This window comes from Paenibacillus illinoisensis NBRC 15959 (genome assembly GCF_004000925.1).
Taxonomy (GTDB): domain Bacteria; phylum Bacillota; class Bacilli; order Paenibacillales; family Paenibacillaceae; genus Paenibacillus; species Paenibacillus illinoisensis.
This window is the reverse complement of sequence record NZ_BIME01000004.1, coordinates 94459-115994: the sequence shown is the minus strand read 5'-3', so window position 1 is coordinate 115994 and position 21536 is coordinate 94459. Positions and strand designations below refer to the sequence as shown.

Below are 21536 nucleotides of genomic sequence, written 5' to 3'. Positions count from 1 at the left end.
GCTATCTTTCCGCAGTATTGCTCATATTATGCAGAAATCTCCCATGTGGGACACCTATATGGGTAGCTAATGTCATGTAATGATGGAGCAGCACTCAAGCTTGAATCTTATGTAATGAAAAAAGGACACCACGGCATTAATCGCTGTAGTGTCCTAACATATGTTATATGTCGATTCTCAATCTCCGCGGAAAGCCCGTTTCACCCGGTCAAAGAAGGATTGTTCATGTTCATGGGTTTGCTCTCCATCCAGTGCAGCGATTTGACGAAGCAGATCTTTCTGCTCATCATTCAGCTTGCTTGGTGTGACTACAACCACTTTTACATGTTGATCCCCTTGGCCCATGCCGCGCAAGCGTGGAACCCCTTTGCCTTTAAGACGGAAATACGTTCCGGTTTGTGTACCCGCTGGAATTTTCAACTTCACTTTTTCAGTCAACGTTGGAATCTCAATCTCGTCACCCAATGCTGCCTGAGCAAATGTAAGCGGAATTTCACAGTAGATATCATCGCCTTCACGCTCAAAGAAATCATGTGATTTCACACGAATGACGATATACAGGTCTCCTGCTGGTCCACCTCGCAGACCACCTTCACCTTCACCAGTCATGCGCAGTTGAGCGCCGTCATCCACACCTGCTGGGATGCGAACGTGAATTTTGCGCTGCTTGCGGACTTTACCACTGCCGCTGCATGTTGTACATTTTTCTTCAATGATTTGACCAGAACCATTACAGTTCGAACAAGCACGACGATTGACCATGCGGCCAAACGGTGTATTTTGCACGACTTCCTGTTGACCGCTACCTTGGCAGACCGAACAAGTCTTCGGCTTTGTACCCGGTTTGGCACCTGAACCATGACATGTATCACAGCTTTCGGTACGCGGAATGGTAATGTCGGTTTCTTTGCCGAACACCGCTTCCTTGAATTCAATGGTCATGGTGTACTGCAGATCATTTCCCCGCTGCGGAGCATTCGGATCACGTCGTCCGCCGCCACCGCCAAAGAACATATCGAAGATGTCGCCAAATCCGCCGCCGCCGAAATCACCGCCACCGCCGAATCCACCCTGATTCGGATCGATATGACCATACTGATCATACTGAGCCCGCTTCTGGCTGTCGCTGACTACATCATAAGCTTCTTTTACTTCCTTAAACTTGGCTTCCGCATCTGCTGCCTTGTTTACGTCAGGGTGATACTGACGGGCAAGCTTACGGTAGGCCTTTTTGATTTCCTCGTCGCTTGCATTTTTGCCAACGCCGAGTACCTCATAATAATCTCGTTTTTCAGCCACTCTTCCACCCCCATAACATTCACCTTATCGCACATCGTGACAAAAGGAAAGTCAAAGCACGGAAGACCCGGCTATGACTTTCCCCTCGATCCGAACGTCACCGATGATTAATTCACGAAAAACCGTGAATTAGTTTTATTTTTTATCTTCATCCACGACTTCGTAATCAGCGTCTACGACGTTGTCACGTTTAGCGGAACCTTGTTGCTCTTCAGCACCTTGAGCTGCTTGCTCTTGTGCCTGTGCTTGCTCATACAGTTTAACGGACAGTTGTTGAACGATCTCTGTCAGTTCTTCTGTAGCTGCTTTGATATCTTCCAGGTTGTCGGAAGCCAGCACGCCTTGCAGTTTTTCTTTTGCCGCATTGGCTTTTTCAACTTCGCCAGCATCTGCTTTTTCGCCAAGATCTTTGATCGTTTTGTCCACAGAGTAGATCAGTTGATCTGCGCTGTTTTTCGCTTCAACGAGCTCTTTGCGTTTTTTATCTTCTTCAGCGTGCAGCTCAGCATCTTTCATCATTTGTTCAACTTCAGCATCGCTCAGACCGCTGGAAGAAGTAATCGTGATTTTTTGCGTTTTGTTCGTACCTTTGTCTGTTGCAGATACGTTAACGATACCGTTGGCATCAATATCGAAGCTAACTTCGATTTGCGGAACACCACGTGGAGCTGGTGGAATATCTCCCAGCATGAAGCGTCCGAGCGTTTTGTTGCCAGCTGCCATTTCGCGTTCCCCTTGCAGGACATGGATCTCAACGCTTGGTTGGTTGTCTGCATATGTGGAGAACACTTGGGACTTGGATGTAGGGATCGTTGTGTTGCGCTCGATCATTTTGGTAAATACGCCACCTGCAGTTTCGATACCCAGGGACAGTGGAGTTACGTCGAGCAATACGACGTCTTTTACGTCACCTGTCAGTACGCCCGCTTGTACAGCTGCACCCAAAGCTACAACTTCATCCGGGTTAACGCCTTTGTGAGGCTCTTTACCAGTCAGTTTCTTGATCGCTTCCTGTACTGCAGGAATACGCGTGGAACCACCAACCAGAACGATTTTGTCGATATCATTAGCAGTCATGCCAGCATCGCTCAGTGCACGGCGAGTTGGTTCAAGCGTACGCTCAACCAGACCAGCAGAGATTTCTTCAAATTTCGCACGGCTCAGGTTCAACTCCAAGTGCTGAGGAACGCCGTCAGCTACAGTGATGAACGGCAGGGAAATTGTTGTAGTCAATACACCGGAAAGCTCTTTTTTCGCTTTTTCGGCTGCATCTTTCAAACGTTGAACCGCTGCTTTATCTTTGCTAAGGTCAATACCTTGATCTTTTTTGAATTCACTTACGAGATAATCGATGATGACTTGGTCAAAGTCATCGCCACCCAGTTGGTTGTCACCACTAGTCGCTTTAACTTCGAAGAAGCCGTCACCCAGTTCAAGGATGGATACGTCGAATGTACCGCCACCCAAGTCATATACGAGAATCGTTTGGTCTTCGGATTTCTCCATACCGTATGCCAAAGCTGCTGCAGTTGGCTCGTTGACGATACGCAGAACTTCCAAACCTGCGATTTTACCTGCATCTTTGGTTGCTTGACGTTGGCTGTCATTGAAGTAAGCCGGTACCGTGATAACCGCTTGTGTTACCGTTTGGCCAAGGTAAGCTTCAGCATCGGATTTCAATTTTTGCAGGATGATGGCAGAGATCTCTTGTGGAGAATAGTCTTTGCTATCGATTGTTTCTTTGTGGGAAGTACCCATGTGGCGTTTGATCGAGATGATCGTACGATCCGGATTCGTGATCGCTTGGCGTTTAGCTGTTTCACCAACAACGCGCTCTCCATCTTTTTTGAAACCCACTACGGATGGGGTTGTACGTGCGCCTTCCGGGTTAGGGATAACGACTGCCTCGCCGCCCTCCATTACCGCTACGCAAGAGTTGGTTGTTCCTAAGTCAATACCGATTACTTTGCTCATCGGAAAATTTCCTCCCTCAACTATTTAAAATGGATCAGCCTGATCCTTATTTGCAGTTCTTCCTTATCGTGCTCTATGTGTGTATACCTTTATATTAAACCTCGTCACAGCTTACATCCCCATGGAGCAAGACCCATTATTCTGTAACCAAAATTATGAGCTGACTTTAACCATGGCTGGACGAAGTACTTTATCCTTCAGCATATAGCCTTTTTGGACTTCCTCCACAACGGTACCTTCTTCATACTCGTCGCTCTCCACTTGCATAATGGCTTGGTGGAATTCAGGATTAAACGGCTGTCCAACCGTGTCCATTGCAGTCAGACCTTCATTGTTCAGCACCGTTTCCAGCTGGCGGAAGATCATTTGGATGCCTTTGGAGAAAGATTCGGACTCCGTACCTTCCGGCACAGTAGCCATGGCACGTTCGAAGTTGTCAATAACCGGCACCAGTTCGGTGACCAACTTCATTGAAGCATACTTCGCCAGTTCCTCTTTTTCCTTTTGAGTACGGCGACGGAAGTTATCAAAATCAGCTTGAGCACGGACAAAGCGCTGCTGTGTTTCCTCAACCTCTGCCTTCAAACGTCCGAGCTCATCTTGCCCCTGATCTGCCATCTCCTCAGCCTGCGCTTCTGCAGCTCCTGCTTCGTTAACAGGTTCCTGGCTCTCGGCCGCTGTCGTTTCCTGCTGTTCCTGTTCTTCTGCTGCGAATGATTGCTCCTCTTTCAAGATGTTCACCTCCTTATACTAATGAATTCGTTCAATCCCGTATCCTTATGGCTTGCGGCATAGTTCCTATTTGAAGCGATGCGTTAGCATAGCCGTTAAATCACGAGATAATGTATTTAAAATATGAATGACACGTGCATAATCCATCCGTGTGGGTCCCAGTATCCCGATTGATCCCAGAGCTTCTCCATCCAATGAATAGGATGCAGTAATCAAACTGCAGTTGGCGAAGGCTTCATGATCATTCTCGGTGCCGATACGCACCTGAATACCTGGTCCACCCGGTACAGGCATCATTAATTTCATGAGTGTTGGTGTCTCATCCAGCAGGTCAAGAATATCTTTTACCTTTTCGACATCTTTGAATTCCGGTTGGGTTAACATATTCGTTGCACCACTAAGGAAAAGACGGTTATCATGTTCGTTGTCAAAAGCACTGTTTAGCACCTGCATAACTTCCTCGTAGCGTGAAATATGCCGTTCCATCTCTTGCCCCAGCTCGGTGTAGAGGCGGGATTTCAGCTTGTAGATTGGCACTCCAACCAGTTTGGCGTTAAGCAAGTTAACCACTTTCTCCATCTCGGCTACCGAGATCTCCGGAGGAATTTGAACAGTCTTATTCTCCACTTGACCCGTGTTAGTCACAATAATAGCCACGGCCGTATTTTCATTTAGCGGAAGCAGTTGAAAATGGCGCAGCGATGTGTGAAACACTTCGGGTCCAAGCAGGATTGAAGTATAATTGGTCATGTGCGACAAGATGACTGATGCATGCTGAATCACTTGCTCCATGACATTCAGTTTTTCGGCAAAGAATGATTTTAGATCATCCAGCTCTTGCGGCTCCACCTGATTCCATGGAACCAAATGATCGACATAATATCGATAGCCTTTATGCGAAGGGATACGGCCTGCCGAGGTATGCGGCTGTTCCAGAAAACCCATATCTTCGAGATCCGCCATTTCATTACGGATCGTAGCCGGACTGTATCCAACATCTCCCCTTTTGGAAATGCTTCGGGACCCTACGGGCTCAGCTGAACGGATATAGTCATCCACTATAGCGTTCAGAATCATACGTTGACGCTCTGTTAACATGGTGAGTATTCCCTCCTTCTGACTGTACCGTCCCATGTCGTTAGCACTCCGGTTAGATGAGTGCTAAGCGGTAATACAAAAATACCAAACTGACGTGAAGATTGTCAAGTCAGTTTGATGAGTGCACTCATCTATTTATAGTATAGACTATTCCTAGCCAGTCATAACAGTGTCAGTCACTTATTGCTATAAAAGAAAAGGACCCTGCTCAGACGAAATTTACATTCTTCCGAAGCATGTGGTCCTTCATATTTTATGCAGATACATTCAATTCCTTCAGCACCGCGATCTCATCACAGCAGTCCTGCTTGCTGCAATGAACACAGTCTGTCCACACTTTTTCCGGGAATATCTCCTTGTTCACCACGGCAAACCCATTTTTGAGGAAAAAGGAGACTTCATATGTCAGGGCCATGACCTTGGGGATTTGCTGCTTCTCAGCTTCCTCCACCAAACGGTCCAGCAGCAAGGAACCAATACCCATGCCTTTGTGTCCTTCAGAGATGCCAAGTGATCTGACTTCCACCAGATCATTACCGAGACGGCACAGCGAGCCGCAGCCCACCACCTCACCGTTTACTTCGGCTACAACAAAGTGTTCCAGCTGCCGATGCAGTACTTCCCTTGATCGCGGAAGCATGATCCCACGTTCAGCATATCCCTTAATCATTTCAAACAATGGTTCAACATCTTCCGGCACGGCTTTTCTGCATATCGCCGACATCCCGCTCTCCTCCTATACAAGCTTTCCAGAGGAAAGCTGACTTCGTAGTTGTTATCCATAACACGCTCTGTAAAATCAATATGAATAAATATACAACAGAGTGTATGGAATTTCAAGCTACGAATTCAGCGATATCGACCCGATAAACTCGGCAAAAACGTCATTCCCGAACAGAATCCCCTGTTCACTGAGCCGGAAGCCGTCTGACGTCCGTTCAAGCAGTCCTGCATTCAGCATTTTGCCAAGCGGCTTAGCAAACACGTCTTCCATGGATTCTCCAAACTGTTCACTGAACCGCGAAGCAGATGCACCCTCCAGCATTCGAAGACCAACCATTAGATAATCTTCCATGGCTTCCGCACGGCTGATCTCAAAATGGTCCAGGCGAGGCAGTCCTGCGCGGGAAGCTTCGACATAAGGATTTATACCTTTAATATTCATATGACGCTCACGGCCCACGTATCCATGCGCTCCAGCTCCAAGACCATAATAGTCCTCATTACGCCAGTACGTAATGTTGTGTCTGCTCTCAAATCCGGGTTTGGCAAAGTTACTGATCTCGTATTGGCCATATCCCGCTTCTTTCATTCGCTTCATTAATAGAAGATACATCTGCAGCTCATCATCCTCATGAGGGAGCGGCAGTTGATTTTTTTGATACAACGTATGGAACAGCGTATTCTCTTCCACTTTCAAGCTGTAAATGGAATAGTGAGGCAAACCCAGTTCAAGCGCCTTATCAATACTCTCATTCAGCATTTCCACGGTTTGATTAGGCAAGCCAAACATCAGGTCGATGGACAGATTAGTCAATCCTGCCTTGCGGGCATTCTCCAGACTGCGGTATACATCGTCCGTATTATGAATCCGTCCAATGCCTGTCAGCAGGTCATTTTGAAAAGCCTGTACGCCGAAGCTGACGCGGTTCACTCCGCCTTCTTTCATCACGGCAAGCTTCTCTGCATCTGTCGTCCCCGGGTTAGCTTCCATCGAAAATTCAATATCGTCCGCCCAATTCGGGAAATATGTTTTAACCGACCGCAGGAACACGGCCATTTCGTCCGGCTTCAGAGCCGTTGGTGTGCCACCGCCAACAAAAATGGTTTTGATCTCTCCTGGCGGATTGGCTTTGACGGTATGTTCCATCTCTCGCTCCAATGCCTCAAGGTACTGCATTACAGGCTGGTCCTTCAGTACATAGGAGTTAAAATCACAATAGAAGCATTTATTTGTGCAAAAGGGAATGTGAAGGTACACCGCTTGGGGTGCACCTGTTTTCCGGCTGTGTGCTGCCAATGTCATGGCAAGTCCCCCTCTATTTGAAAAAAGGAAAGCCATCCGGCTTCCCTTTCAGCTTGGTTTATTTAGTATTCTGCAATTCACTTTTGATACACACAACTGTGTGCTGTACCCAAAATTGAATTGTTTAGTCATCAATTTTCAGCACCGCCATGAACGCTTCCTGCGGTACCTCAACGTTACCGACCTGCTTCATCCGCTTCTTACCTTCCTTCTGCTTCTCCAGCAGTTTCCGTTTCCGCGAGATGTCACCGCCGTAACACTTGGCGAGTACGTTTTTACGCATGGCTTTTACGGTTTCACGTGCAACGACCTTTGTACCTACGGATGCCTGAATCGGCACCTCGAACATTTGCCGTGGAATCAGCTCACGCAGCTTCTCACAGATAATGCGGCCGCGGTTGTATGCACGATCACGGTGAACGATGAAGGACAGGGCATCGACCTGTTCACCATTAAGCAGGATGTCCATCTTCACCAGATTGGACTGACGATAACCGGACAGTTCGTAATCAAAGGATGCATATCCTTTTGTACTTGATTTCAACTGATCGAAGAAATCATATACAATCTCGGACAACGGGATCTCATAGGTAATGGTAACCCGAGTTGTATCGAGATATTCCATATTCACGTATTCGCCGCGTTTGTTTTGACAAAGTTCCATAATGGTACCTACATAATCATTCGGTACGATAATGGAAGCTTTTACGTACGGTTCCTCAACATAATCAATTCTTCCCACCTCAGGATAGTTGGATGGGTTGTCGATATGCAGGACTTCACCATTAGTCAATGTGACGTGATAGATTACGCTTGGTGCCGTCGTAATCAGCGGAATGTTGAACTCGCGCTCAATCCGTTCCTGAATAACATCCATATGAAGCAATCCCAGGAATCCGCAGCGGAATCCAAATCCGAGTGCACTTGAAGTCTCCGGTTCGAAGCTGAGGGATGCATCGTTCAGCTGCAATTTCTCCAGCGCTTCACGCAGATCCACATAATCGGAAGTCTCAATTGGGTAGAGACCGCAATAAACCATGGGATTGATTTTACGGTAACCCGGCAAAGGTTCTGGTGTTGGATTTTTCGCATCGGTTACGGTATCCCCGACTTGGGTGTCACCTACATGACGGATACCTGCAACGACGAAACCAACATCGCCGACGTTCAGCTCGTCCACAATGGTCATGCGTGGTTTGAACGCACCCACTTCAATAACCTCGAACGATTTTCCTGTTGCCATCATTTTGATTTTGGAACCCGACTTAATTTTGCCGTCAATGACACGGATATATACAATTACGCCTTTGTACGGGTCATAGTGCGAGTCGAAAATCAGCGCTTTCAGCGGTTGGTCAGGATCACCCTGCGGTGCAGGCACGCTCTGTACCACCTGCTCCAGGATTTCTTTGATCCCGATGCCTGCTTTGGCCGAAGCGAGTACCGCGTTGCTAGTGTCCAAACCAATGACATCTTCCACTTCCTGCTTCACCCGATCCGGATCTGCACTTGGAAGGTCGATTTTGTTGATGACTGGTAAGATCTCAAGATCATTGTCCAATGCCAGATACACGTTTGCCAGCGTCTGCGCTTCAATTCCCTGAGCCGCATCCACAACGAGAAGAGCGCCTTCACATGCAGCAAGGCTGCGAGATACTTCATAAGTGAAGTCTACGTGTCCAGGCGTATCAATCAGATTGAGCAAATATTCTTCACCATCGTCGGCTTTGTAGTTCAGGGCAACAGCCTGCAGCTTGATCGTAATACCACGTTCGCGTTCAAGCTCCATTTGGTCCAGTACCTGCTCCTGCATTTCCCGAGTGGTGAGCGCACCTGTGTACTCCAAGATCCGGTCCGCAAGCGTTGATTTGCCGTGATCTATATGTGCAATAATTGAAAAGTTACGAATTTTACGTTGTCTTGCCCGAATGTCAGTCATTCCTTACCCCCAGAAACAGCCTAGTGTCAATCACTTCATTATAACAGTTGATGCAGGGTGCATCAATCCCGCGTTGTCTCAACTTTATAATAATCATCCCGTTTTGTGAATCTCCAGGGGTTTATTTTACCTATACCGAGCAGCTTTTTATTCAGCAACCCCGCTAAACAAGGAAACTACCCACTTAATACCATTATGAGACAGATTTTGGAGCAGTCCGGCGGTTTTATCTGCAAGCACATCCACGGGTGCTTTGTTCTGTTCCGCCCCAAGCACTTGACTCGGCGTTTGTACAGGAACAATCGGTGTCTCTTTTTCTTCCTGTTGCACGGGAACAGCAGGCTCCAATTCGGCAGCGGGTTCTGGCTCTGTTTTGACTACGGCTGGCACCTCTGGAATGTTACCCACCTGAAAGTTACTTCCTGCCAGCTGCATCCCCAGCAGAACTCCTAATAACATGAGTACAATGACCGTTAGCATTTTTTTGCCGAATTTGGACACATGCTTCCCCTCCAATCAGGTTACATTTTGAAATAAGCAACTACATTAACTACCCTGTGACTTGGTCCCCGTACTGGCTTTATCCACGTTCTGATCTTCCCAATATACTTCGGCAATCATGTCTGCAAGGACTTGTGAAGTCCGCTTGAGTTCAGCGCCTGTATTGTCGATCCCTCCGATTTCAATCAAAATGCTGTTGGGTGAGAGGGTTTGATTATACTCGCCATTATTTGCTCCGCCGCCATCCTTGCCCCAGACGCCTCTGGAGACACCAGGATACTTTGCTTCAAGTTTCTTGTGTATTTTTGCAGCGAAAGCTTCATTTTGTTGCCAGTTCGGATTCTCATGCCCAATGATGAAATATACTTTGGCATATCCCTTACCATCAATGGTTGTCGTTGTTTTGTTGTGACGCTGGGAATCCCGGTGAATATCAATGAGATAGGTTAAATCATCATTTTCGGCAAGGGCTGCCTTTACCGTCTGACGTGAATATTTATAGGAATAGTTCCAGTTGTAATCCTTCACTTTGGTCGGATAATCGTCCTTTGCATGCTCCACTCCAACACCAAGCTTTTGCAAACTGTCAGAAAGGTACGTCCCTACCTGAAAAACGTTACCTGTTGCTTTTCCGGAGGAAGGGTTATCACTCTTCGTGCCAAGCAGCGGATTGTATCCTTCACGGGGATGGGAATGATAGATCAGCACGGCTTTTTTACCCGTTGTAGCTTCACCTTCCTGACCACCGTTCTTCGGCGGCGGATCTTCTTTTACTTCTCCGCCCTCAGGCTCGTCCGTTTCGGAATTGTTCGGGTCATCCTGACCTGGTGGAATATGCAGTTCGCCACCTGTTTTGCCTCCTCCAGCAGATGCCGTATCCGTCAGCCCTGGTCCTGGTTGATAGTCTTCAGGTGCTTCGGCCTTCTCGTTTCCTGAACCCGGCCGGAGCAAAACCGGTTGATTGCTGCCCATGCCTGGCATCTCTCTTGCAATCAGGCTTTTGGGGTCCTGTGGATTAACATTCGTAAGAAGTTGAAATACAAACGTAGTCAAGTTTTCGCCAGAGAATGCGGAAGTCTGCTCCTTCTGGGTTAGGTGGGGCATCTCCATGCCGAGCATATCCACAAAAAAGCGGCTGGATACGCTACTTGCGAAACCTTTCATGGAAGAAACCGGCGAGTTGTTCAACCTTTTCTCTGCCATGCCCCCCAGACCGAGTACAACAAAAAACAGAGCGGATATAATCATAAGCAGCAGCAACGTACGGCCCATGGCCAGCACGTGCAGACATCTTTTTTTCCACTTTCCGATATTCCAGGCCAATATTTTGTTCATTCTTCTGTCTCCTTCCCTGCTGGACAACTCTTATACTTCAACTCTATGAGCCTGCAAGATTTGATAGAACAGAAAATAGAAGAAAGACAAAAAAAGAAAGTCCGATAGATTCGGACTTCCTGCCTGTGATGGTTTACTGATTAATGAGTATACGCCGCAACGTTATCCGGATTCACCGCGTCATGCAGGGCAGCATTCAGGCCTGTCGCAATAACGTTGGCAATTCCCTCGATGAATTCATCAATTTCCTTTGGAGTAACAATCAAATCGTGTCCGAGTGGCTCCAACACCTCTTTCACCAAACTTAAACGATCCTGCTCACCGATATCGTCCAGCATGCCCATAATCTGCTTCGTTTGATCCGTCTCTTGACGGAAGTGTGCACTCATCATTTCAATGACATTATTTACTATAGTAGAAGCATAGCACACGGTTGGTACACCAATGGCAATACATGGAACACCCATAATCTCTTTGGTAAGTCCGCGCCGTTTGTTGCCGATACCTGAACCAGGATGAATCCCGATATCAGCCACTTGAATGGTGGTGTTGACACGTTCAAGTGAACGAGAGGCCAGTGCATCAATGGCAATAATGGCATCCGGTTTGGTCCGATCCACAATCCCCTGTACAATATCGCTCGACTCAATTCCTGTAGTACCAAGCACACCAGGGGCGATGGCACTAACTTCACGATATCCTGGAGCCACCTGATCCGGTACCAATTCAAAGTACTGACGGGTTACCATCAAGTTCTCGACCACCAGTGGACCAAGCGAATCAGGAGTTACGTGCAAATTACCGAGACCTACAATAAGCACTTTGGATGTTTTGTTAACCCCAGCCTTGGTCAGAAAATCCTCCATCTCCCGCGTAAACTCCGCTGCCACGCGTTCCTGAAGTTCGGTGTCCCCGTTACGTAGTGACGGGACTTCCAGTGTGACGTAATGACCTTTGACACGTCCGATGGTCTTTGCGGCAGCATCGTTCAGCACATCAATCCGTGTGATGGTAATACCGTCTTTTTCTTCTACGTCTTCCCGCAGCCCGGGAATCGTTTGTTTCTTTGAACCCTGAGCCATCTCCTTTGAGTCGATTGCCAAGTCAGTGCGAACGGTATAGTTCTGTAAATCAAGCGTCATCTGTTCCTGCCTCCCTTACCGCATTTGAGCATATTGTGTGGGGAAAAGGGGTTCTTTATGCAATACCGAGAACACTATAGGAATATTTGTTGCATTTTACATGCTAGCGTGCTAGAATATTTTAAGTTGTGAAACGTTTGTATTCATGCGAATGCCTTACAGGAGGTGAATGTAATGCCAAACATCAAATCCGCTGTTAAACGCGTAAAAACGAGCGACAAGCGCCGCGCACTCAACGCTTCCCAGAAATCCGCACTCCGTACAGCTGTTAAAGCTGCTGATGCTGCTCTGGTAAGCAACGAAGTTGATACTGCAAAAGCTGCGATTCAAGCTGCTTCCAAAAAGCTGGACAAGGCTGTAACTAAAGGTCTGGTTCATAAAAATGCTGCAGCACGCAAAAAGTCTCGCTTGGCGAAAAAACTGAACGCTCTTTCCGCACAAGCGTAAGAAGCGTTACTTATACGATCCAATGGAAAAATCCTGAACAGCACCGTGCTTTCAGGATTTTTTAGTATCTGGTCTAATAAGTATATGAATAAAGAACCCGTATCCGGTGATCTATCCGGATACGGGTTCTTTATTGCGAATCAATTCTATCTTACGGTGCAGTCATTATGCCCCAAGTCTAAGCAAGAACAACTCCAAACCAAGCACCTTATCGACTGCACCTGTCTTCATCTGGTAATCCAGCTCGCTAAGATGACTCAGAATGTTTCTGAGCCGTTCCGGTTGAAACTTGCGAGCCTGCTCTCCGGCAATTTTAACGGCATATGGATGCAAACCAAGCTGGCTGGCAATTTGCTGCTGCGAATAACTTTGCTGCCCAAGCTCTTTCACTTGTATCATGATTCGGAACTGACGAGCGATCAGGGCTGCAATTTTAATGGGCTCTTCACGCTGTTTCAGCAGTTCATAGAATAGCCCCAGCGCTTTCTCCAAGCGCAAGTTAGCTAGTTCCTCCACCAAAGCAAATACATTCTGCTCCGTACTGCGCGCTACCAATGACTCAATGTGCGCACGGCGGATGGTTCCTCCGTTACCCGCGTACAGACACAGCTTGTCTACTTCAGCAGACAGAGTCTGCAAACCTGTCCCTGCATAACTCACAAGTGTATCGGCAGCCCCTGCTTCAAAGGACACATCCCGTTGCTTCGCAAGCTTCACGATCCAATTCAGTAGTTCTTCTCCGCTAAGTGGAGCGAAAGCCAGAACAACTGCCTGTTTCTTAACTGCCTTTACTAACTTCTTACGCTCATCCAGTTTCTCTCCCTGCGCGAGGAAAACAATGGTACTGTAATCAGCCGGATTATCCATATAGGTAAGCAGACGATCCACCTGGTGATCAATTTTGGACTCTTTACCTGCCGTAAACAAGCTTGCATCCCTTACAATAATTAATTTCCGAGGAACCAAAAAGGGAACCGTCTCCGCTTCCTCAATAACCACCTCTACAGGTGTTTCGGACAGATCATAAGGAATAATCGCAAAATCCCGATGCTCTTCCTCGATGACCTGTTCTTTTAACATATCCGTAAATTGCTGTATCTGGTATTTCTCCGTTCCGTACAGCACATATATCGGAGCCGTCTCCCCATTGCGTATCGCCTTTGTTGCACTTTTCACATCCATCACGGTGCCCCCTATCCCTACTATCCTACCAGAAAACTGGACAGACAACAAAGGGGCCTTCATCCTTAATAACGAATGAAGGCCCCCTGGTCCTACATCTATATAAACGAGGACACCAGCGATTCTAGAAATGGCTGGGCCCCGGTCATACGACGTCAGTTGTTACAACTGAGATAGGACGTTATTGATACGTTCAGTATATTCTTGCCAAGCTTGAAATGTTCTGCTGATTCGAGAGAGTAGGCTCACATTCTCCGAATTATTTGGTGGAAGTTCCAGCCGAGGCTGAAGGTACAGTAAATGAATTCTTTACTGTGGTTCCATCCTTGTCTGTCTCATAGTTAAACGAGGTACTGTCGCTGGACCAGCCGGCTGTCTTCAATGTACCTTCCAGATTGCGCTGTTCCACCAGATTCAGAACGTCTGAATCCGCAGCTGATTTGGAATACACACTTAATTGATTATTGATCAGCATGACCACATAAGATCCATCCGGTGAACTCCATTCCTTCGACGTCATGGTAGAGGTTACCCCCTGATCCGGTGCCACAAATTCTTTACTGCCATTCGGCGCCGCAGCTCCTGAATCGGTACCGGAAGATTGATTATCTTCAGTCGGTTCCTTCATTTCTACCTCAGGCGCGATTCCCTGTGTGTTGTATGATTCTGGATCTCTACCGTCACTTGTTTCTGTTGATTCTTTTTCATTCTCATCTGCAGGAGGTACCGCAGCTGTACTTGAATCCTGATTTTTGGGCTGCGTATCCTGTCCTTGATCCGGACTCTTCTGACTATTTGAAGCATCAGGAGTGGTATTTCGAGCTTCGGTACTTTTATCCGTTTCGGACGTTGTGCCTGACTGGTTTGACGTTTGGTTATCCTTCACCTCGGGCTCTGGAGACTGCTCTGATTCATTTTCATCAGGAACAATCTCTGGATCCATCTTTTCTGACATGGAAGACTTCTTCTCAGTATCATCCACGAATGGACCGTTATTGCTATCAGGCGGTAAGGATTCGTCATTCTCCAGCTCCCGACTTAGCGCATTTTGATCGATCGCCCCTGCTTCCTGAGTGCTGCCCGAACTCATCATCATAGACTCGGCATTCTCCACCTTTTCAGGTTCGTAACCAAAGATCGCAACTCCCAGCACGACTGCCGCCGCAGCCGCACCCATGGACATCCGGCCCACCATGGAATTAAGCCACTTCTGCTTCGGTTTGCGCTCACTTGAACGTTGTAAATTCTCGAATGCAGCAGGGACAGGAGTCATTTCCTGTATTGTACTGCTTTGTTCCCTCCGCGCTTCGTCAATTGCATCCAATTGAGGCATAATGGCATCAACCAAACTGAATTTCGGGGTCACCTGCGGCAAATCTTCTAATTCTCTGGAAAGAGCTCTAAGCAAACTAAAATTCTCGGCGCACTCCGGGCATTGGGCCACGTGCTGTAGCATCTGCGCAGTTTCCGCGTCGCCCAGATCATGATCCAGATACCGGTGCATCCATTCCACCACCTCTTCGCATTTCATCCTGTCACACCACCTTTCTGATACTCCTGAAGTAAATTTTGCAATTGCTGTCTGGCTCTGAATAAATATGATTTGACTGTATTCAGCGGAAGATCAAGACAATCCGCAATTTCGTTATACGATAAATCCTGCAAATATCTGAGTACGATTACCGTTCGATGATGCTCTGGAAGCTTGTTGATCGCATCCTGAATATCTTTGGCAACATACGTGGACATGACTTCAAACTCCACATCCTGATTATCCTGAAATACCATCTCATGCTCGTCAATGGAGACCGAGGGCTTGGTTCTTCTGAATTTATCAATACAGATATTCGTTACGATGCGCTGCACCCATGTTTTGAATTGGGCTTTTTCTTCATAGGAATTAATTTTCGTATAGATTCGGATCAATGCTTCCTGAGCAGCGTCCAAAGCATCCTGTTCATTATTTAAGATGTAATATGCGGTTCGGTATACATGCTGTTCTATGTCCCGCAATAGGGTAATTAGAGCGTCGCGATCGCCCGATTGAGCGGCTCTGATGAGTTCCGGCTCTACCACAAAGGATCCCCCTCTCCCTGCAACCTTACAGACGTGTTCATCAATAAAATTGTTGCAAAGTTAAGTATTTTTTTAGACAGAAAAGGTAAAACAATGGAACATTCACACTTGTTATCGCTTACTAAGCTCAGCATAATTCTAGAATACGGTACTAGATGTGAATATTACCACAACAAAATAACGGCTTATGTAGTATGAAGGGCCGCTGAAACTTATCTTAGAATAACAGAAATTGCATACTGAGTCACCACGCCGCTTCAACCAGCCATTCCATTACTTACACGACTCAATTCAATTGCAATGGCATACATTATAGATAAGCGCGTGAAAGTTTTCAAAAATAAAAAAAGTCGAAATTTGTCCAAATTTAAGCTCTTTTTAATGCAATTTTCATGAAAATAGTGTATTGTAAATTTACATTCATAATACGAGGTGATGAGCATGACAGCTCTTGCGAAAATTCAATTATTAAAGGAACAAATGCCGAAGGAATATCAAAGCATTTCTCATTTTGTGGAACATGCACTGCAATCCATTGATACTCTGGTTGAGGAACACCGGAAATACACCGCTGCACAGGCGTTATACGGCGATAAAATCGTCGGATCGGAAGAACGTCTGTACAGAGAAACTGTACTTGATGTCAGAGAGCAGCTTCTCCTCACACTGGAAAAAACAGTGGAAGACCTTTTGCACAAAGGTGACAAACATTGGCACAAACATTTTAAGGACGGCGTTGAATAATTCTTTTCATTAATAAATGGCCCGTTTCGGCTATACTCCAACTGGGAGGCTAGCCGAAACGGGCTTTTTTGCATTAATAAATACTAATCAGTTTTCCATTGATAAAGCTCAAGGCACGCAATAAATTCGGCCCAGCATAGACCCACACTTCTATTTTCCCCTTTGAACCCATTTCTTGGGTGATGCTCGTGGGATCTCCCCAAGCTAAACCTGCTTGTGTCGTCGTCATACCGAGAGCGACTTCACCCGCAATAATCTTCTTCCATGTGGACTGCGACCATTTGTATTTTTGGTAAGGGTCATAAGGGAAGAATTGATCCGCATCAGACAGCATTTCCGTGACCTGGCTGGCAGTGCCTCCGGCATAAGCAACAACCGTTTTACCTTTCGCGTTACGAAATACTACAGAGTAGCTCTTATCTCCAGAATCATACTTATCCATCTTGATATCCGTTATTGTTACTTTGCTGAAACGTTGCCCCAGCTCGGTGGTACTATTAATCCAATACGATTTTCCAATCAATCGACTAAGACTTCCAAGTTCTTTTTTCTTGATAAGAGCGGATGTATCCTTCGATTCAATAAAAATGGATGACTTACCGACCAGAATCTCTGCCTGTTTTAGCTCCCCATCCCATCGAACTTTAATCCCTGCAGTCTGGCTCAAGAGGCTTGCTGGAAATACCGTCTGTCCTCCAATGGTTTGAACTTTCCCTTTTAACTTGAGATCTTTATTGTTAAATTGTGCAGTTGCACTTCCCTTTTGCAGAGTGATCTTGTCATCTCCAAATTGAATCACAAAAGACGAGCCTTTCACATCGACTTTGGCACCTAACGTCTTAAACACTGACTGAACTGGCAAATATATGGTGCCATTTAATAGCGTAGCTCCTGTCAGCTTTTGCTGTACTCCAACATCCAACTGAATACTTGAAGTCAGGTCTTCTATTGTGACTGTTACTTTGGTCGTTCCAATCCCTGTAACCTTAAGTTTGCCGTCACTCTGAATTTTAGCAACTTGAGGATGTTCCAACGTTATTTCCGCGGGCAGCGGCTGACGCTTGGTTTTAAAACCGTTGCTATATGTCTGCTGAACCGAAAGTTCAATTTCATCTCCAATACCAGCTTCTTTTGCCGATGCAGTTAATGTTACTTTAGTTAATGAAGGGACTTGGAGTGGTACCATCTGTCCTTCATTATAGACAAACCAAGAGCCATCCTGTAATCGTGCATATAATTCATCCAGCTCATACGAATATATAAGCTGATCGACATTCATTAGCCCCGGCAATTGTTCAGACTTATATTTAGCCGTACGATCGTAGCTCCATACCGTGCCATCTTTCTTCACCGTTAGTAGTTTATGTGTACTCCCTTGCCAGATTAGGGATTGAACGTCACTCGCGACCTGTAACTGCTCCTCTTCATACATCATGTTAACAATAACCACGGATCCGTCGCTCTTCAGAACAGCAGCATATGCACTATTGGTGGCAACGGCTTTTCCATCCGCTACATTCCCTACTTTGCGAACAATGTTACGATAATCCGCATAATAAACGTCTCCCGACGAAGATAATGCCCCGTATGAATAATTACGATCCACTGGATAAGGACCGACGTCGATAATGGATTCCAAGCCTTTAATCTGCTTTCCATCGTCGTGGAGTGTTCCATCCCGTAGAAGTATCAAACCATTTCCATACACCTTTTCTACTCCATTGTATTGATTTACCTCAGGTTTCTGCGGGTTGTCCACATCCCAACGATAGACTTGCCCATCCGTAGTCCAGCCATATAGGGAATGAGAATCACCTTTGGAGATGCCAACCAGGTTTCGATTTTGCGTCCAGACTCCACTGGTCAAGCCCTTGGACCAAACTGTACCATTGTCGAGTAGATAATGGTTACGATCCAGCACGGAAATGATCGAGCTGCTTGTAGTGGATGCTGCTGCCGCAGGAGACTGACCGGGCAGCAAGCTGGAAAAGATAACTCCAATACACAACATCAATGTTATTCTGAGCCACCTGGCTCTGATATGCTGGTTTACTCCGTCGTTCTTTCGTGTTGTTTCTTCGTAGCCTATTGCTTCGTATCCCATTGCTTCTTATCCCCTTCTTATTATGTATCTCGGTATCGCTGGTGCCCAATAAAACAGGGACTAATCATTATTCGGGAAAAATAACCATTATCCTGCACTGTGCAAAAATTCATAATTCATCCATAATCAATTTTTGACGTACGTCAATCTTGCCGTCCTTTATTCTCATCTGAATTTCGCCCATCTGATCTGTTCGGTAAATCTGCGAACCCACAGCTTCCAGTCGTTCGAGCACACCCGGGTTGGGATGTCCATATGTATTGTCAGCTCCTGCGGAGATGACTGCTGATTGGGCATTCCAATACTGCAGCCATGCCTCGGTCGACGAAGTCTTGCTGCCGTGATGCGCCACCTTCAACACATCGACTGCCGCTCGAGTGGCGGAAGACAAAGAGAACGAATCTCGCTCTTGTTTGAATGAAGCTGCAAGAGATCCGTCTTGTATCATATATAATAGATTCTGTTCTGCAGCCGCATCCATATCTCCTGTGAATAACAGGGAAGCCCCCGCCATATCCAACAGAAATACAACCGAATCATGATTCTGGTGTTCAGACACAGGCAGTCTGCCTCCTTCATTCAGTGAATGATCCAGATCCGGTGATATGAAATGAAGCATGGTCTCTGCATCAGGTGCATATGACATTCCTTGTTGAATAGCATATAAAGGGATATGTCGTTCTACAGCTGTATCCAGCAGCTTTTCGAAATTGTCTTTGCCACTTGTTGTGCCGTTAAACATGAAGCGCTCAACCGGAATCTGCTCAAGCACGGCCTGCAAGCCTCCAGCGTGATCCTGATCGGCATGCGTCAGAATGACCGCATCCAGTCGGTGAATACCACGTTTTTTCAATAAAGGTACAACCACTTTAGCCCCCACTTCGTAGGGATCTCGCCGAATTTTCCAGGAATCCTGATTGCCAAAATGAACTGTACCACCGCCATCCACCAAAATATGTTTACCTCCAGGCGTAGTGATTAGTGTGCTATCCCCCTGGCCAATATCCAGAAACTGAACGACCGCAGTCCCGGGAGGCTGTGGAGTCCGGTAAGCCCAGCCCAACCCGGCAACAAGAATCAGAATCAGCAAACCACACATCCCTTTATTAAGCAAACTCATCCGTTCACTTCCATAGTAGCCTGCGCCTCGTGCCGTAAACGCACTTGTATATTCCGGCCATGCAATGCTTGCACTGAGTGTAGCCATTGATCCAGAGTTATCGCTCCGAACCTGATCACCCCTACCTTGGTTTTCCTTCGGGGTAACGATCACACCAAGCTGAACCGCTTCAACCATACGACGTTCCCGAGAAGCATGAATCAATGGTACCGTGTCTCCTTCAACGTTCAAGGTATGCTTCATCTCTCCTTTTCCCCGATGAAGAAGGTACAAAAGTACATATAAAACCGCATAATATGCCGCAATCCATAATAGAGAAGGTGTAGCCCAGATGAGTACAAAACCCGGCAGGCTGTTCATCCATTCCACGCTCACAAATGTCAGTTTGTTGAGTAACATTGCAACCCAGGCAAGAGGTTTGGCCAAAGGCATCCATAGGAATGACAATAGAAGTGCGACCGTCCCAAGCGGCAGTACAACAGCGCTAATTAAAGATACAAGCAGAAAATTGGCTACGAAGGAAAGCAGCGAAAACTGGTTGAAATATAAAATAGTAACTGGAAAAGAAATAAGCTGTGCGGTTACCGTCACTGAAGCTGTCGCTGCAATGGCTTTGGGCCATCCGTTAAATAAACGATTTATAAGAGGCATATAAATCATCAGCCCTGCAGTCACGAGAAAAGACAGTTGAAAGCTCACGCTGAGCAAGAAATAGGGATTCCACCACATCATCATCAAGGCAGCTGCACTGATCATCTGCAGTCCATCCCTGGCCAGCCCTCGCCTGGCCATATACAAACCAATCATGGACATAATCCCTGCACGAATTACGGAAGGTGAACCTCCAGATAACAGAACATAGGCAGGGATTAACAACAAGGCGATGGTAAGTGATGTTTCGCGTGTCAACCTCAGCCACGACATCAGAAGTAATAGCGACGCTACATACACCGCAACATGTGTACCCGAGATAGCCAGTATATGCGTAAGTCCAAGTTGTGAAAACTGACCATACGTATCGGGATCGATGTCACTTGCCATACCGATAATAAGCCCTTTCATGTACCCTGTATGTGGTTCGGGAAACAGTCTGTCTACAGCAGAACCCAATTGTTTTCTCACCAGGTCATTCCAGCGGAGTATATTGAACTGCCCAACCCCTTCAGGAGAGGTGGTTGTTACCGAACTGGCTCCCTTCACTTTGAATAACCAGTGGATGTACTGTGTCTTTAGATAATTCCGATAATCAAAACCGCCGAAATTCCTCGCTTCTCCAGGCAGCGCCAGGGAACCCGTCAACGTGATTGCATCTCCTCGTCGCCATTCTGCCGCCACCTGCTGTTCTTCCTCTTCAGCCAATCGCACCTGCACCATCAGGCGTTCTTTTTTGGCAGGCAGCTGAAGAATCTCTGAATCTGTCCCGGATTGGCCCTCTCCTAGCGGTTCAATGGAAACAAGCAGAATCTGAAAGTCTGCCCGGTCGCCGTCAATCCGAACGTCTGAATCCAAGGTTGCATGAAGCGTAGCAGCGTACCCGTCCAACTCCTCAACTGCCATCTGAGTAACCTCGGGCAAACTGCTAACATTCCGAGCCTCGTTCCACTCCCAGTGCACAGCACCACCTATTAGCGACGCAATTAACAACAACGCGGACCATCCGCGCAACCCAATCCATCCAAGCAGAAATGGCAAACAGGCAATAGCACCTAGCATCCCCCAAAAGAGTGTCCATCCTGTCAACGCACATGCCAGCCCGCTGCCGCATAACCAACAGACGGTGAACACTACCAAAGGTCTACCCTTCACTAACTTATTCC

Annotated in this window: 17 protein-coding genes; 2 read left to right on the top strand and 15 right to left on the bottom strand. The window is 46.8% G+C overall.

Annotated features, from left to right (window positions below; all coding sequences use genetic code 11):
- Positions 1-177 precede the first annotated feature (177 nt).
- From dnaJ to gpr, 10 genes are all read right to left on the bottom strand, one after another.
- Positions 178-1299, bottom strand: a complete 1122-nt coding sequence (gene dnaJ / locus PIL01S_RS11895; RefSeq protein ID WP_095359516.1) for a molecular chaperone DnaJ — start codon at positions 1297-1299, stop codon at positions 178-180.
- Positions 1300-1434: 135 nt separating this feature from the next.
- Positions 1435-3273 (bottom strand): molecular chaperone DnaK, encoded by a 1839-nt coding sequence (dnaK, locus tag PIL01S_RS11890; RefSeq protein ID WP_095289845.1) that lies wholly within the window; start codon positions 3271-3273, stop codon positions 1435-1437.
- A 153-nt stretch (positions 3274-3426) separates the two neighbouring features.
- Positions 3427-4005, bottom strand: a complete 579-nt coding sequence (grpE, locus tag PIL01S_RS11885) for a nucleotide exchange factor GrpE (RefSeq protein ID WP_127537737.1) — start codon at positions 4003-4005, stop codon at positions 3427-3429.
- 66 nt (positions 4006-4071) lie between these two features.
- Positions 4072-5103, bottom strand: coding sequence for a heat-inducible transcriptional repressor HrcA (gene hrcA / locus PIL01S_RS11880; protein ID WP_127537736.1), 1032 nt, complete (start codon positions 5101-5103; stop codon positions 4072-4074).
- A gap of 253 nt (positions 5104-5356) precedes the next feature.
- Positions 5357-5827: an N-acetyltransferase gene (locus tag PIL01S_RS11875; protein ID WP_095289839.1), complete on the bottom strand. Its 471-nt coding sequence runs from the start codon at positions 5825-5827 to the stop codon at positions 5357-5359.
- Between the two features lie 117 nt (positions 5828-5944).
- A complete protein-coding gene (hemW, locus tag PIL01S_RS11870) occupies positions 5945-7129 on the bottom strand; it encodes a radical SAM family heme chaperone HemW (RefSeq protein ID WP_095289838.1) in 1185 nt (394 codons plus the stop codon).
- Positions 7130-7253: 124 nt separating this feature from the next.
- Positions 7254-9068 (bottom strand): translation elongation factor 4, encoded by a 1815-nt coding sequence (lepA, locus tag PIL01S_RS11865; protein ID WP_095289836.1) that lies wholly within the window; start codon positions 9066-9068, stop codon positions 7254-7256.
- A gap of 147 nt (positions 9069-9215) precedes the next feature.
- Positions 9216-9569 (bottom strand): hypothetical protein, encoded by a 354-nt coding sequence (locus tag PIL01S_RS11860; protein WP_127537735.1) that lies wholly within the window; start codon positions 9567-9569, stop codon positions 9216-9218.
- A gap of 45 nt (positions 9570-9614) precedes the next feature.
- Entirely contained in the window at positions 9615-10904 is a 1290-nt protein-coding gene (locus PIL01S_RS11855; protein ID WP_127537734.1) for a stage II sporulation protein P, read from the bottom strand.
- A 140-nt stretch (positions 10905-11044) separates the two neighbouring features.
- Entirely contained in the window at positions 11045-12046 is a 1002-nt protein-coding gene (gene gpr, locus PIL01S_RS11850) for a GPR endopeptidase (protein WP_095289832.1), read from the bottom strand.
- A gap of 174 nt (positions 12047-12220) precedes the next feature.
- Between gpr and rpsT the strand changes: the two genes are divergently transcribed.
- Positions 12221-12493: a 30S ribosomal protein S20 gene (gene rpsT / locus PIL01S_RS11845; protein ID WP_024628504.1), complete on the top strand. Its 273-nt coding sequence runs from the start codon at positions 12221-12223 to the stop codon at positions 12491-12493.
- 165 nt (positions 12494-12658) lie between these two features.
- Here the strand turns inward: rpsT and holA are convergent, their stop codons facing one another.
- The 3 genes from holA to PIL01S_RS11830 form a co-directional block, all read right to left on the bottom strand.
- Entirely contained in the window at positions 12659-13675 is a 1017-nt protein-coding gene (holA, locus tag PIL01S_RS11840; protein WP_127537733.1) for a DNA polymerase III subunit delta, read from the bottom strand.
- 259 nt (positions 13676-13934) lie between these two features.
- Complete coding sequence (locus PIL01S_RS11835; protein ID WP_127537732.1) at positions 13935-15206, bottom strand: zf-HC2 domain-containing protein; 1272 nt, start codon at positions 15204-15206, stop codon at positions 13935-13937.
- Positions 15203-15751, bottom strand: a complete 549-nt coding sequence (locus tag PIL01S_RS11830; protein ID WP_095289827.1) for an RNA polymerase sigma factor — start codon at positions 15749-15751, stop codon at positions 15203-15205. Before PIL01S_RS11830 ends, PIL01S_RS11835 begins: the two co-directional genes overlap by 4 nt.
- Positions 15752-16192: 441 nt before the next feature.
- Here PIL01S_RS11830 and PIL01S_RS11825 point away from each other — a divergent pair, with 441 nt between their 5' ends.
- Complete coding sequence (locus PIL01S_RS11825; RefSeq protein ID WP_127537731.1) at positions 16193-16495, top strand: hypothetical protein; 303 nt, start codon at positions 16193-16195, stop codon at positions 16493-16495.
- Between the two features lie 73 nt (positions 16496-16568).
- On the opposite strand, the gene PIL01S_RS11820 is transcribed toward PIL01S_RS11825, so the two are convergent.
- Complete coding sequence (locus tag PIL01S_RS11820) at positions 16569-18599, bottom strand: copper amine oxidase N-terminal domain-containing protein (protein WP_127537730.1); 2031 nt, start codon at positions 18597-18599, stop codon at positions 16569-16571.
- A 109-nt stretch (positions 18600-18708) separates the two neighbouring features.
- Positions 18709-21525, bottom strand: a complete 2817-nt coding sequence (locus PIL01S_RS11815) for a ComEC/Rec2 family competence protein (protein WP_246058212.1) — start codon at positions 21523-21525, stop codon at positions 18709-18711.
- Positions 21526-21536 lie beyond the last annotated feature (11 nt).